The sequence below is a fragment of the Pseudomonas sp. PSPC2-3 genome, assembly GCF_049898265.1.
Taxonomy (GTDB): Bacteria; Pseudomonadota; Gammaproteobacteria; order Pseudomonadales; family Pseudomonadaceae; genus Aquipseudomonas; species Aquipseudomonas veronii.
Window position 1 is genome coordinate 267,588 of record NZ_JAFCXJ010000009.1, and the last position, 14,668, is coordinate 282,255.

The following is a 14,668-nucleotide window of genomic DNA, read 5'->3' on the forward strand; positions in this document are numbered from 1 at the left end:
CACCACGTGGAAGGTTCCTGACGTTTGAGACGTCTGGCTCATTGACCGTCGGGAACAATACACAGGCTATCCCATATCCCCATCACTTGAGTCACTGCGGCATCCAGCGTGGCATGTGGAAGACCATCGCGCGCCAATGTAGACAAGCCCAGAAGGAAACTGTCGAACACCGCGGCGAGGGTGTCTGGGGTAATGGTCGCCGGTAACACGCCCTCCGCGATAGCACGTTCGATACAGGCAACCATGCCTGCGCGGGTTAAGCGCCTGGCCTGTGCGAGAGGTTCTGAAATGGCCTTGCTTTCGTCCGAGCAAGCGCTCATCAGGCCCAACGACACCAGACACCCCTTGGGATGATCGGGCTCACATTGCATTTTCGCTGACCGGCGAAGGGTGAGTTCAATCGCCTCCTTGGGTGGCAGGGTCGTATCAAACAGGCTGTCGGTGACCCGACCGTGCGTAGTGAGGTAGCGCTCCATTACCTCGTTGAACAGGGCTTGCTTGGAGCCAAACGCCGCGTAAAAGCTCGGCGCGGTGATGCCTCCACCAATATTAGCCTTAAGCTGACTCAGGGATGTCGCATCGTATCCATGCTCCCAAAATAAATGCAGTGCCTGAGTGATTGCCAGGTCACGGTCAAACGTGCGCGGGCGTCCCATCTGTGCCATGTCGGATCTCCTCCAGAGTTACTTAAATACTAATCGATACATAAGTTATTGACTACCCTGCGGCCTCTCCCTATATTTATACCGATCAGTATATTAGTGGGAGTGATCGAATGACTACAGATGAGCCGCAGAGCGGGAAACTTCCGCTTGGAGCATTACTGGCACTGGCGATGACAGGTTTCATTTGCATTGTGACTGAGACATTGCCCGCGGGTTTGTTGCCCGAGATCAGCAGCGGGCTTGGTATTTCGGCATCTTTGGCTGGGCAGATGGTGACCGTTTATGCCTTGGGGTCACTGCTGGCAGCAATTCCGCTGACTATTGCCACGCAAAGCTGGCGCCGCAGGACGGTGTTGCTGCTAACAGTTGTCGGCTTCCTGGTATTCAATACCCTCACGGCGCTGTCTTCCCACTATTGGCTTACTTTGATTGCGCGGTTTTTTGCCGGCGTTTCTGCGGGACTGGCCTGGAGCCTCATTGCGGGCTATGCGCGACGGATGGTTGCTCCACAATTGCAGGGACGCGCATTGGCAGTAGCGATGGTGGGAACGCCCATCGCATTGTCGCTGGGCGTGCCGTTGGGAACCTGGCTGGGGGGATTCATGGGCTGGCGCATGGCGTTCGGATTGATGTCCGGGATGACCTTGCTGTTGATTGTCTGGGTGCTGATCAAGGTGCCGGACTACCCTGGCCAATCCTCCTCACAGCGCATGGCGTTGCGTCAGGTCTTTTTCACACCTGGTGTACGTTCGGTGCTGGGGGTCGTCTTCACCTGGATGCTGGCTCACAACATTCTTTATACCTACGTCGCGCCGTTTGTTTCCAGGGCTGGGTTGGCCGATGAGGTTGGTTTGGTTCTGCTGGTATTTGGTGTTGCCGCTTTGGCGGGCATCTGGATAACGGGGCGGCTGGTTGATCGGCATCTGCGCAAGACAGTGTTGGCCAGTCTCGCAACCTTCGCAGCCGTTTCGGTTTTCTTCGGCTTGTTTTCAGGCTCTGCCGTGGCGATTTATCTAGGTGTTTTTATCTGGGGCCTGACCTTTGGTGGCGCCGCGACGCTTCTACAAACCGCGCTTGCCGACGCCGCAGGCAAGGGCGCCGATGTTGCTCTCTCCATGAACGTCGTCGTCTGGAACAGCGCTGTCGCTGGCGGGGGACTCTTGGGTGGCGTGTTACTCGGCCAGTGGGGAGTGGGTTCCTTTCCCTGGGTGTTATTGATACTGCTACTCCTCAGTCTGTTCATCGCATCTAGAGCGCGGGTCCACGGCTTTGCGCAAGGTGACAGGCAGTCCAGCCAAGTGGTCGCTGGTCATTGATGTGTGGGCAGCATTGCGCTGCATGCTCAAGCTTCCAACGCATTACAACGAGTGAACAGCATGAATACGTGATTTAAGCCGCCGCGGCGACTTGCTATAGATTTACCGGGCTTGGGCGAGTCTGAATCGCCCAAGACGAGGGGATGGTTTTTTGCTTTAGTTTAGATACCGTTCCACTAGGCGCGCCCAGTAGGCAGCACCGATTGGCAAGTTTTTGTCATTGAAATCGTAGGCCGGGTTATGAACCATACAACCATCTTCGCCAACGCCATTGCCCAGGCGTAAAAAACAACCTGGCCGCTGCTCAAGCATGTAAGCGAAGTCCTCGCTGGACATGAGCTGATCGGCATGGGCAATCACATGCTCATCACCCACCAGTTCCCGTGCTACTTGCAGAGCAAATTCGGTTTGCGCTCGGTCGTTGTCGATCACCGGGTAACCTTCCATATAGTCGATCGTGGCCGTTGCTCCATAGCTGTTTGCTTGGGCGTGGACCAGTGCTTCGATGCGCTCTTTCAACTGGCTACGGACCCGCTTGCTGAACGAGCGGATGCTCAGCTCAAGGTAGGCACTGCTGGAAATCACATTGTTAGCAACCCCCGCCTGAAGCAAGCCGACCGTGACTACAGCGGGTTCAACAGGGTTGATATTGCGCGCGACAATGGTCTGCAGCGACATGACGATGCTGGACGCCACCACAACCGGATCTACCGTAAGGTGTGGGCGAGCCGCATGGCCTCCGAGACCATGAATGGTAATCGCGACCTTGTCGCTCGCCGACATGAACGGTCCGCTTCTAAACAGGAAGGTGCCCGGAGCCTCGCCGGGGTGGTTGTGCATTCCGAACACGGCATCACAGGGAAAGCGTTCGAACAAGCCATCATTTACCATGCGTTGCGCACCGCTATCGAAGCCCTTCTCCTCTGCGGGTTGAAAATAGAGGTGCACCGTTCCGCGGAAGTTTCGTGTGCGCGCCAGATATTCAGCGGCCCCAAGCAGCATGGTGGTATGGCCGTCGTGGCCGCAGGCATGCATTTTTCCCTGATGGACACTGGCGTAAGGCAAGCCGGTCTGCTCGGTCAACGGCAGAGCATCCATGTCTGCTCGTATGCCAATGTTCTTGCCGGCGCCTACCGTCAGGCTGCCTACCACACCGGTCTCACCAACGCCTTCGGTTACGCTGAACCCCCAGGCCCGTAAGCGCTCTGCAACGAGTTTGGCGGTTTGAAACTCCTCGTAGGCCATTTCCGGATGCTGGTGAATATGGCGGCGAATACGTGTCAGCTCCTCAGCTTGAGGGCGTAAATCATCGACTTTGCAGTAGTGAGGTTCAGTCTTCATCACAGTGAGTTCCTAGCGGTGAATAATGGAGTGCAGGAGTGCCGTCAGTTGGGATGCATCCCCGGCTCCTACGGTTGAGCCTGGGCCGGTAAACGCAGTGCCAACGTACAAAGACCGCCGATCACTAAAAGGACGGCCATTACGGCCATCCCCGCAGCGAACGAGCCGGTGAAGGTCTTCAGAGCACCGATGATGGAAGGACTGACAAAGCCACCGAAGGCACCGATGCTGTTGATCAGGGCTATGCCTCCAGCGGCGGCAGTACCTTTGAGGTAGCTGGAGGGCACAGCCCAGAACACGGCATAGGCCGAGTATGTGGATAGCGTTGCGAGGGTAATACTGCACAGCGCCAACGTCAGGTTGCCGGAACTGAAACCGGTCAGCACTAAGCCTATTGCGCCCAGAAAGGCGGGTACTGCGCCGTGCCAGCGGCGCTCGCCCAGGCGGTCGGAACTCCGAGCATTGATCAGCATCGCGAAAATGGCGGCGCTGTAAGGGATCATTGAATAGAGCCCGATTTCGAAAATATTCTTTACGCCAGCGTCCCGCAGTATGCTCGGCAGCCAGAAACTGACGGTATACAGACCGCAGATCAGACAGAAGTAAATGAGGGCCATCAGGTAAATTCGCCAGTCTTTCAAGGCGGCAGCGAAAGTATGTTGTTTTGACGCCTGCACCTGCTCCAGATCATTCGCCAGCAGCCGTTTCTCTTCTTTGCTCAGCCATTTGGCCTGTTCCGGCGAGTCACTCAAAAAGAAGAACGCCGCGATACCCAAAAGAATGCAAGGCGCTCCTTCGAGGATGAACATCCACTGCCATCCCGCCAAACCATGAATGTCGGCGAAAGTCCCCATAATCCAGGTCGACAATGGTCCACCGATGACGTTCGAGACTGGCCCTGCCAACAGGACGCACGCCATTACTTGAGCGCGACGCTTACCTGAAAACCAGAAGGTCAGATAGAGGATCATGCCCGGAGCAAATCCAGCCTCAAACACCCCTAGAAAAAACCGCAGGACATAAAAGGTAGTGCTGTCATGCACAAACAGCATCGAGGTTGAAGCCACCCCCCACAACAACATGATGCGACTGAGCGTCTTACGTATTCCTACCCGCGCCAGCCAGAGATTGCTCGGCACTTCGAACATTACATAACCGATAAAGAAAATCCCTGCCGCCAATCCATAAGCTGCATCGGTCAGACCGAATTCCTGCTGCATCGCAATCTTGGCGTAACTGATATTGACCCGATCTAAATAGGCGAGGACGTAGCACAACAACAGAAAGGGCAATAGGCGCCAACTGATTTTGCGATACATCTTGCGTAGGGCGAGGTCATCGGGGGAGGTCGGTGTAATCAGTATTGCGGCCTGAGCCATAGTGAAGTCCTCACAAGTTCCGCATTTTTTTTATTGTGTCGATTAAATGAGCTTGGCATCGCCCAATTGACAGAAAGTATGGGGAGCGCAGAAACTTCAAACAATAGCGATCTTCGCTTGCGAGTGTTGACTTTAAGTCAACAGACAGGAGAGCCCTAATTGCAAAAAATCGGCCTTAATGAACGGCGACTTCACTATTTTTCAGAGGTCGCAGAAGCCGGCTCGATCCGAGGCGCAGCGGATCGTCTGAATATCGAGCCCTCAGTTGTCAGCCGGCAAATCCACCAGCTGGAAAGCGAGTTGGGTGTGCAACTCCTACAGCGCCACGGCAGGGGTATCGTCCCTACGGAAGCTGCCAAACTGGTGATCAACCATTGTCGTGAGCGGCGATCAAGCGAAGCATTGCTGCTGACTCAGATTTCCGAACTCAAGGGTCTGGAGAGAGGTGAGATTCACATTGTTGCGGGCGAGGGTTTCCGCGAGGAATTAGTCCGCTGGGTGCTTCAGGACTTCAGCCAGCAGCACCCCAAGCTGGTGGTTACGCTGGAGTTCGCCAATGCCGTCGACACAGTGCGGATGCTGGCAAGTGATCAGGCTCACATCGGCTTGGCCTACCGTCCGCCTATCGATCCCGCCGTGCGTACGGTCATGTTGCGCAAACAGCCAATGTGCGTCATCACCTGGCCCGGCCATCCCCTTACCGAGAAGCAGCAGCCGCTGGCATTGAGTGATGTTTGCCCCTATCCGGTGGGCTTGATGTCCAACGGCTTTGGCTTAAGCAATCTGGTTAAGCTGGCGCAATTCCACGATCGCATTCAATTCGAATCCAATCTGGTCACCAACTCGATCGCCACCCTCAAGAGCTATGTAAAAGCCCATCTCGGGGTGACCTTCCTGTCCTCGCACGCAGTAGCCAATGAAATCGCGGAAGGTACGCTTGTAGCGCTCAGGACCCGCAGCGAAGTATTCGAAAGTGCCGAGGCACACCTGATGGTCCGAGCGGGTCGGCAACTGTCAGTTGCCGCTGAAAGGTTGTTGGCCATGTTGAAACAGAAGGCCGTTTTTGAAGTCTCTGAATAATCTTGACCCAACTGCCCCGAAAACCGGTGCATGAGTTTAAACATGGAAGATTCTGGCCCTGGGCTAATGGTCGCCAAATCACCCGCGCGCTGCGTCTTGGCGCAGAGATAGTCCGTGTCTTTCGGTTTCACCGCTTTGAGCTGGCGGTCAGAGAGGCGGGGGCTTGGGCGCACATGAGGTGTTCCATGGCGTTAATTGGTGTTCCAAAAATGACCACTGGTACCATTTGGAGTGCCCGGTAATGTGGGGTGGGTCGGATGTCTAGGGGTACTGATAGGCTATAAGGATTTGATTTTGTTGGATTTAAGGTGAAAAAAAGACGTCTGTGGACGTCTTTCAATGATGAATTGGTGGGCAGAATCAAAGTTTTTGACACTGATCAAATCGCAGAGGGGCTGGAGGGGATTTGGTGTCTTTGTACAGTAGTCGAAGAGCACACACCCGATAAGCCTATCGGATCTCTCAGATCAGGGATCCATTGATCGTGTCCAGCTTTACGACGGTCAAGGCTCAGGCTAAGGTGCTGGCATAAGGACATTATTTTATAACATTCGTCCACGGAAGGTTTCTGATTAGCCGTAGTGAAACTACCGCCCTTCCTTTCCGAATTTGTTGTGCCCTGAAAAACGCGTGCCGAGCAAGGTGTTGTCATCGATCGCCAGCGGGATTGGCGATTGACGCATCAATGTGGGTGTTGCAGGCGTCCCGAACATCAAAAAATTGCTAAATTGAAGGCGGAAAGTATGGATTTTTCGACGCTGTTGCATCTTTGGGGGGCAGCAAGCTCCGAGCAGCTGATCGCACCAAAAATGGTAGTTGGCTTCGTTTTCATTTTATGCGCTTGGTACTTTGTCCGTTATTTTTGTAGATCCTTCAAACTTAGCAGTCAGCTGAAAAGTCTGACTAAACGCGCGCAGGGTGTGAAAGCGCTCGCCCCGTCTCAACGGCGCTCTGAATTGGAGCGACTGTTCAATGGAAGCAAGCTAGAGCACTCCTGGCACGAGTACGCTGAAACGCTGCACGACCAGTTTGAGTTTCAAGAAGGCGAACAGGTTCTTGTCCGGTCGCGCGCCACCGCCGGAGCGGCACATTTTTTCTCACCTCAAAGCGTGGTCGATACCCCGCTGGGAACCGAGTTCTATAAACACCTGCCCGGTATTTTGACCGGCATCGGTATTGTCGGAACCTTCTTCGGCTTGATGCTAGGCCTACAGCATTTTGATCCAAGCACCCCTGAGCAGGTAAATGCCAGCGTCGATAAGCTGCTCAAGGACGTGTTGTTTGCGTTCATCGGCTCCTTTATTTCAATTATGGCTTCTATAGCAGTCACGATTACTGAGAAGTGGCGTCTAGGGCAATGCTATAGGCTCCTTGAGGCGTTCAACGAGACCATCGACGGGCTTTTCGACAGCGGTGTCGGTGAGGAATATCTGGCGGAGCTCGTGCGCTCAAGTGCTGAAAGCTCCGTGCAAACCCGCCAGCTAAAGGACAGCCTGGTAACAGATCTGCGGGAAATGCTGCAGAACCTGGTTGATACCCAAGTCCGCGAGAGCCTCAAATTAGCGGATACCTTATCAACCACTTACCGTGACTCTGGGCAGCTGTTGGCCGATCAGGTAAGCAGTGCAATTGAGAACAGTCTCAAATCCCCTCTTGAAGCTATTGCGGGTGCGGTACAGGCCGCCAGTGGCGATCAGTCAGGGCAAGTACAAAACCTTCTCCAGGATGTTCTAGTTGCCTTCATGAACAAGCTGGAAGGTACGTTCGGCCAACAGTTCAATGGCCTGCACGAACTCATGGGGCAGTCCGTTTCCGCCATGCAGTCGATGCAGCAAGGCTTTTCGACGCTGATCCAAGATATGCGATCGGCTAGCGAGTCATCGACTCAAAACAGCTCGACCATGATTGCCCAGTTACTCTCCGATATGCAGGCCGGACAGAACACCATGCAAGCGGGGATGAACGAGATGCTCGCCAATCTCCAGGCCTCGGTTGCCCGTATCGGTAACGAAGGGGAGGGGGCAGGTGCTCGAATGGCCGAGCAATTGGAGAAGTTGTTTGCTCAAAGCGAGGCGCGCCAACAGGCAATGGCTGAGAATCTCCAGGCTTTTGTTGAGTCGATCAAGCAGAACATCGGCCAAGGTCAGCAGGAAACCATGGCGAAAATTGCGGGTTCCGTTGAGGTGCTCGGTGAGCAGCTCTCGGCAGTCTTCAAGCAATTGGAGAATGGGCAGCAGCAGATGGACCAATCCACTCGCGCTGCACAGGCTGACCTGCATCAAGACACCCGAGATCTGGTGGGCGGCCTTGACGAGCAGGTCAAGGCGTTGCTGCAAACAGTATCTGAACAACAGAAGTCTGCACAAGACACCGTTAAGGCATTGAGTGCCCAAACGGAGCAGCATTTGCAGAGCATGCAGCTAGGCGCAGACAAGATGCGGGCGGCGGCTGAGCGGTTCGAAACGGCCGGACAAAGTGTTGCACGAGCCAGTGAGTCGACTGCAGGCCTGATGGGAACCGTCCAGGGCGCAGGCACTGAACTTGCGCAGGCGTCACGTGAATTGAACGCCGTGGTGGCGGACTACCGCGGCAATCGAGAAACGGTGGCGAAAACGCTTGCTGTTGTCGAAGGGCTTGTTGCGAGTGCTCAAGGGGAGGCGAGCGGCCGTAGCCAGTATCTCCAGGACCTCAAGGTCCAAAGCGAGCGGATGCAGGCGCTTAATCGTGAAGTGAACGAGTACCTGGACAGTATCAGTGGTGTGCTAGGCAATGGTTTCAAAGAGTTCGGTGATGGCATGGATCGGACCTTGAGACAGACCTTGGGTAGCCTGGACACCGAGCTCGACAAAGTAGTCAAGCTCCTGGCTGGTGGCGTAGAAGGGGTCAAGGAAAGCATTGATGACTTCGGCGACATCATGGAACGAATCAGGCAGTAACGGAGGCTAGTCGATGTTTGGTAAGCAAATGCCTTCGGTTGTCCGTTCAAAAGACGAGGGAGAGAAGCCGTTCTGGATCTCCTTCGCTGATTTGATGACTGCGATGATGATTCTATTTCTGGTGGTCATGGTGGCGGCTTTGAGTTCTGTGACGCAGCGTATTAACCAAGCGGAGCAAGGAGAGAAGCAACGTAATAGGGACATCAGTCAGATCTGCGAGCACCTGAGCCTTAAGGCGAAGACTGCCAGTAAAACCATCGTTGTGGACTGTAAGGACAATCGGATTAGCTTCGGCGATGCTGGCCGATTTGGGCATAACCAGTACGCGCTGAGCAACGATGGCCAGTCGGCACTTCAGGAGGTTGTGCCGATGATTCTGGACGCGGCTAACAGTGAAGAAGGCCGAAAATGGTTCAAACAGGTTGTGATCGAGGGATCGACAGACACCGACGGCTCTTATCTTTATAACCTGCACCTTTCACTGCAGCGTTCAGAGTGGGTGATGTGCAGCCTGCTCGATAGCCGCAGCCCGCTCCAAGTCGGATTGTCGCCGGAGCACCAACAGCAAATCAGATCGATTTTCCTGGCGGGCGGTGTGTCGTTCAACAATGCAAAGGACACCAAAGAAGAAAGCCGGCGAGTGGAGTTGCGCATGCAGTTCTTTGGCTTGAAGGAAAAGGAGGACAACCTCAAGCCAGAGGTACCGGTGTTCAATAGCACCGATATGGAAAAGTGTCAGTTGGCGATGAGCCGATGACTAGCCCAATCGCGAGGCTTTCCGCCGCTATAAACCTGAGTCTTTCCACACATCGAACAGGGCCCGCGCCTGAGCCGTTAGCGCGATTTCCCCGTCTGGGTGCTGCGGGAGCTGATCTTTACGAACGATTCGAGCGCGCTGAAAAGGCTTTGCCACCCCCTCAGGAAAAGCGCCGTGCAGCGATAAGCAAATTCCGCAATGTACTTCCGCTCAATGCCTCTGAATGGCGCTTGGTTTTCGCCGGTCTCTCGGACAAGAGTGAGCGAGTCGGACCGATACTGGACGATGACCAGCTTTTTGACCGAGTGCATAAAGAAATCCATCACCGCATTGAAAAACGGAGACTGAGCCGCCGAGATTGGTTGGCGCTGTGCTTTAGCTACTTTGGGTACGAGGCCGCCACGCCTGATCAGAACGCCAATTGGTGTGTGTTGCGGGCAGACGTTCAGCTTGGCTTCGAATGCGTCAGAGGTCAGCAAAAGCGCGAGAAGGAATGGGTGCATATCGTCCAGCAGCATCAGGAGCTTTTTTCCGAACAGGCAGGTGCCAGGCTGGGCGACCAGATGTTCAAGGGTGAAATCAGCGACCTTTCAGCGTTGCAGACGATTGCGCAGATCCCTGACAGCAGTTGGCTGTGGCGAAGGATCTTTAACGTACTAATCTCTCGTATTTTCGTGTTGGATGACGCCGAGTTTTCTGAGAGCTTAGCCGACCTTGTCGATATCGGCCGGCAGCACCCGCGTTATATGAACGACATTCTGAGTGCATGTCTGTCGCGCTATCACGTAGCAGCTTATCGAGAAAAGCCGTCGTCACTGCTTAAGCAGGTTGCACTCGACAATTGGGGCAGCCCTCAGATTCGCTCCAGGCAAAACAGCTGGCTGCAGTACGTTGAAAAAGACGTCTGTGCGATGGTCGTGGCATGGTTCGCGAAGGAAGATCTGGAGCACTTCTTCAACCTGTTGAAGGGCGACTCCGAGGTTGATCAGTCGCGTTTGTATTACTGGCTAAGATATGCCAACCAGATGAGCTATACCCGCATTGTCATGGGCTCGGATGCCTGGCATGACCGTGGGCGGGACTTTGTCCATTTCCGTGAGAAGAACAGAGGGCGCTTGAGCAAGTTGGTGGGCGGTCCTGGACACAACAATGCCGTAGTCATGCAGATTGGGGACTACTTTTTCGTGGAGTTTTCGGGAACTGGTAATGCCTGCTTTGTGTATAAAGCGGACGATTCGCCGTTTAACCCAGACCAAACTCAGCTTGATCTCAAGGAACTCAAGCAGCGCCATCGAACGGTGGAATGGATGACTCATTCACCTGCGCCTAGCCGCCCAGACCGCATCGAGGGTTGGCTGAGCAAGTTCGATGAAAAGCTAGGGAAGTTGGGTAGTGGTACACACAGCCAAGTCGTGGAGACTGCCACGCTTAGACTACTGTCGTTCGACCACCAGGTCCGTGACGCCATCAAGTCAGTTAAACACAAATTGTATGACCATCGCGCACAAGGCGGCGCAATCCATATTCAACTGGAAGAAGATGATCAGGCTGCCGTCATCGCTCTCCGGCGACTGGGCTTCAAGCCCGAGAATCAGCAGCCGCTCAGGTTCTGGAGGCAGTAATGCTCAAGCGTTTCCTTAAAGGCTTTGGCCTGCAGCCGAATACCGCAGCAGAAAACGCTGCACCTGTTTTTTCCATCGAGGAACAGGGCATTTGTTACCCCTTGAGCCTGGCGGAAAACGCAGATTCCTGGCCGCTGGCAAGTTATCTGGATCAGTTGGAAGAAGAGGAGTTCGTCTCCCAACTCAGCGATCGCTGGCTGTTGACGTGGGATGAGCTTTATCGGCTTCTTGATGAGCCAGAGCACTTAACAAGTCTGCCGCTTTTGGGGGTGCCGCCAGTGACAACCCTCATCCCTCAACTGAGCAGCCAAGGCAGTCTTGCCTCCGACGACTTCAAGGTCGCTGTCAGTGGATGGCGTGATACCAAGACCAACGCAAATGTGCAGGTGCAACGTACGGGCGCCATCGTTCAGTACCACGGGACAATGGAAATTCTGCCTGAGTCTTCCTGGAAACTGACCGGTGCGGTGCGCCAACTTTATCTGGCTCAACAAAATGAGCCGGGTGAAGTAACCAACCAGATCGGCTGGGCCAGCATCAGGAAGTTGGCACGCAACGCAGGTGCCGGTATGGATGGTTTCCTGGATAAGACCGTCGTTATCAAACCTGAAAGCCTACGGCTCAACCCGCGCAAGTCGACAGTAGGTAATACACCGGTCATCGAACTGCAACCAACCTTCGACGGCCAGCCGGCAAATTGGCTTGTGAGTTTCGACGGTGCCCATCAGGTTCAGGATCTATATCGGGTGACCGGTGATGATGGATCGCTGACACACGTCCTGATTGATCCCGAAGTCAAATCTGTATTGGACTACGTGCGCTCGCTGCCCGGGCGTCGGGTCGCGGGCGACGAAGCGCTTTCATTTGTCCGCAACCCGTACAGCGCACTCGGCGACAGCGCCGCGCTAGTTCTGGATGCCGGGACCTATGAAGACGACCTGGCTGAGGCTGGAATTTTCTTTCACCGCTTTCATCTGGAGCCCAAGCTGGATGAAGCGGGACAGCACATTGAGCATGTAACCCTGACGCTCGAACCAATTTCGCCAACCCCACAGCCGCCCATCGAAGTTGAATTCAATGCGGCTTATGAACTCGCGCCGTTCGTGCATGAATTGCAACTGAAATTGGCCTCTGGAATGCCAGCTGGTTTCTGGCAGGGCTATGAGCTGGAACTCAGCGATTTTGATTTGCGCCAGTTGGCAGGTATCAGCGACCTGCTTAAGCGTTGGCAAAACGAAGCGGCCGGTATTGAGTTCGACTCAGTCCTGGACCTGTCTCTTTATGGCGACCGTGTGACGGGCATCGGGGAAGCGGAAAGAATTACTTCTCCTTTCCTCGTCAAAGAGGCGACAGAGAACTGGTTGCCGAAGGATGTGGCGGCGCTGGGCATTGACGCAGAAATTCTTGGGCGTTGGGACCCATCCGACCGTGCTCAATTTGAAGAGTTTGAACAGCGGCTGGACGAAGCTCGCGCTGCCGGTGATGAAACGGTCTGTTTGCCAGAGTCCGAAACACCGCTGTCGATTGCCGCCGCCGAGCAACTGTTTGATGCCTGGTCCAAGAAGATCGCCCCTGTCGAGACCGGCCTGGTCCATCAACAGGAAAAGGTTGGTCGCGCCGTACTGCAAATCGGCCACAACATTGACGAACCGACCTATGTTCAAATTCGTCAGGCAGCCTTACGCGCCGCTTTAGACGCAACGCCTGAGTTGCCCAATCTGCTCAAGCCTGAAGTCGTCTTGCGTGAGCACCAGCTTCAAGGCGTTGCGTGGTTGCAGCATTTATTCTGCTTGTCCCCCTCGGACGTGTCAGGTTGCTTGCTCGCTGATGATATGGGGCTTGGAAAAACGATCCAGTTACTCACCTTCCTGGTCTGGTACCTGGAACAGTACCCAGAGGACAAGCCAACACTGATTGTCGCCCCGGTTTCGTTGCTCGATAACTGGGAGCGAGAGCTTCACCGGTTCTTTTCCGCTGATGCGCTACCAGTGCTGAAGCTATATGGCTCGGCCTTGAATGCAGTGAAGTTCAAGAAGGAAGAAATCCCTGCTGACTTGAAAGCCAAGGGCATCAAGAATCTTCTGCGCCCGGGCTGGATGGGCGGCGCCCGAATCGTCCTGACGACTTACGAGACACTTCGTGATCAGGAGTTTTCCTTGGCGCGCCAGCAGTGGTCGATCGTCGTGTGCGATGAAGCGCAGAAACTGAAGAACCCCGCGGCACTGGTAACTCAGGCGATTAAAGCCATTCCTGCGAGATTTCGAGTGGCGTGCACCGGTACGCCTGTCGAGAACACCCTGATAGATCTCTGGTGCCTCTTCGACTTCATTCAGCCAGGTTTTCTGGGCGGTTTGAACCAGTTCGGTCGCGAGTATCAGCGTCCAATCGAAGCCGCGTTGGAGCGTGATACGGTTGCCCTGGAGCGCCTTCGAGGGCTTATCGATCCGCAGACTTTGCGCCGTACCAAGCAGGATATTGCCAAGGATCTACCTGCCAAAATCGAAGACACAGCATGCCGTTCACTTAGCATGCATGTCTTGCAACGCAATCTGTACCTGTCCGAAATATCCGCGTACAGCCAGAAGCAGCAGATCGAAGAACAGCTTGATCAAAAGACTTCCGGCATGCTCGGGTTGCTGCACAAGCTCAAGCTCATTTGCGCCCATCCTTACAGCGTTCAGCCGGACAAGCGACTGCGCGACAACTCGCCGAAGCTGCAGTGGTTACTGCAGACGCTTGAGTCGATCAAAAAAGCTGGGAACGGTGACAAGGTTATCGTCTTTACCGAATTGCGTGATATTCAGCGGGAGTTGCAGCACTCAATCCAGGAACATTTCGGGTTTCGGGCGACCGTCATCAACGGCGATACCAGTACCAGCAGCCAGAGTGCCAATAGCAGACAAAAGCTGATTGACCAATTTCAGGAGCAACCCGGTTTCGCAGTCATCATTCTGTCGACGATCGCAGTCGGGTTTGGGGTGAACGTGCAGGCGGCCAACCACGTCATTCATTTCACTCGTTGCTGGAACCCGGCCAAGGAAGATCAAGCGACGGATAGAGCTTATCGGATTGGGCAGGAGAAGGATGTGCATGTGTACTACCCGACGGTTCGGGATGCGCAGATGCCGACCTTTGAAGCGACGCTGGATGAGTTGCTGAGTAAGCGGCGAGCGTTGGCGCGGGACATGTTGAGCGGGGCTTCGGATATTCAGGCTGCGGATTTTGATGCGTTGCTGAACGCACGCTGAGCCCGACTTGCTGGAAGCCAGTGCTGGGCGATATGTCAATAATGGGTACAGGTAAGTTCATGCTCAGGTTTGCAAATAGGCACAAACCAGCGAAGTGGCACTTGGCTGGCGGCATAGTGCTGGCAGCATGTGAGCGGATTACTTACCTGTGCACACGTCCAGTATTGGCGCCGAAAGCTAAGCGGCTTACTGTGCGCGGCATCCGAGTCTGCCGCCCACCCGATACCAACACCTTGAACTGGCTCGGTGTCGGGAAGAAGGCGCTAACGGCTTTGTTGTTGAGGGTAGTAGAGCGACATCCGGAGCCAAGTCCGGCAAAATACC

9 protein-coding genes are annotated in these 14,668 nt (G+C 54.7%); 6 read left to right on the forward strand and 3 right to left on the reverse strand.

Annotation, left to right across the window (positions count from 1 at the left end):
- Window positions 1–38: 38 nt before the first annotated feature.
- Complete coding sequence (locus tag ACP7E3_RS21965) at window positions 39–665, reverse strand: TetR/AcrR family transcriptional regulator (RefSeq protein ID WP_057005089.1); 627 nt, start codon at window positions 663–665, stop codon at window positions 39–41.
- A gap of 110 nt (window positions 666–775) precedes the next feature.
- Here ACP7E3_RS21965 and ACP7E3_RS21970 point away from each other — a divergent pair, with 110 nt between their 5' ends.
- Complete coding sequence (locus ACP7E3_RS21970; RefSeq protein WP_057005088.1) at window positions 776–1,981, forward strand: MFS transporter; 1,206 nt, start codon at window positions 776–778, stop codon at window positions 1,979–1,981.
- A gap of 156 nt (window positions 1,982–2,137) precedes the next feature.
- Here ACP7E3_RS21970 and ACP7E3_RS21975 read toward each other — a convergent pair whose 3' ends face one another.
- The gene (locus ACP7E3_RS21975; RefSeq protein WP_108525469.1) at window positions 2,138–3,322 is read right to left on the reverse strand and encodes a M20 aminoacylase family protein; all 1,185 of its coding nucleotides are present in this window, start codon (window positions 3,320–3,322) and stop codon (window positions 2,138–2,140) included.
- A 68-nt stretch (window positions 3,323–3,390) separates the two neighbouring features.
- Window positions 3,391–4,701, reverse strand: coding sequence for an MFS transporter (locus ACP7E3_RS21980; RefSeq protein WP_046382025.1), 1,311 nt, complete (start codon window positions 4,699–4,701; stop codon window positions 3,391–3,393).
- Window positions 4,702–4,860: 159 nt separating this feature from the next.
- Between ACP7E3_RS21980 and ACP7E3_RS21985 the strand changes: the two genes are divergently transcribed.
- The 5 genes from ACP7E3_RS21985 (at window position 4,861) to zorD (ending at window position 14,344) form a co-directional block, all read left to right on the forward strand.
- On the forward strand, window positions 4,861–5,781 hold the full coding sequence (locus ACP7E3_RS21985; protein WP_046382026.1) for a LysR family transcriptional regulator: 921 nt from the start codon (window positions 4,861–4,863) through the stop codon (window positions 5,779–5,781).
- A 743-nt stretch (window positions 5,782–6,524) separates the two neighbouring features.
- Window positions 6,525–8,717 carry a type I Zorya anti-phage system protein ZorA1 gene (gene zorA1 / locus ACP7E3_RS21990; protein WP_426124348.1) on the forward strand — a complete coding sequence of 731 codons (2,193 nt, stop codon included), beginning with the start codon at window positions 6,525–6,527 and terminating at the stop codon, window positions 8,715–8,717.
- Window positions 8,718–8,730: 13 nt separating this feature from the next.
- A complete protein-coding gene (gene zorB1 / locus ACP7E3_RS21995; protein ID WP_426124350.1) occupies window positions 8,731–9,474 on the forward strand; it encodes a type I Zorya anti-phage system protein ZorB1 in 744 nt (247 codons plus the stop codon).
- Window positions 9,471–11,096: a type I Zorya anti-phage system protein ZorC gene (gene zorC, locus ACP7E3_RS22000; RefSeq protein WP_426124352.1), complete on the forward strand. Its 1,626-nt coding sequence runs from the start codon at window positions 9,471–9,473 to the stop codon at window positions 11,094–11,096. Before zorB1 ends, zorC begins: the two co-directional genes overlap by 4 nt.
- Window positions 11,096–14,344, forward strand: a complete 3,249-nt coding sequence (zorD, locus tag ACP7E3_RS22005; protein ID WP_426124354.1) for a type I Zorya anti-phage system protein ZorD — start codon at window positions 11,096–11,098, stop codon at window positions 14,342–14,344. The genes zorC and zorD overlap by 1 nt, the downstream gene beginning before the upstream one ends.
- Window positions 14,345–14,668: the final 324 nt, after the last annotated feature.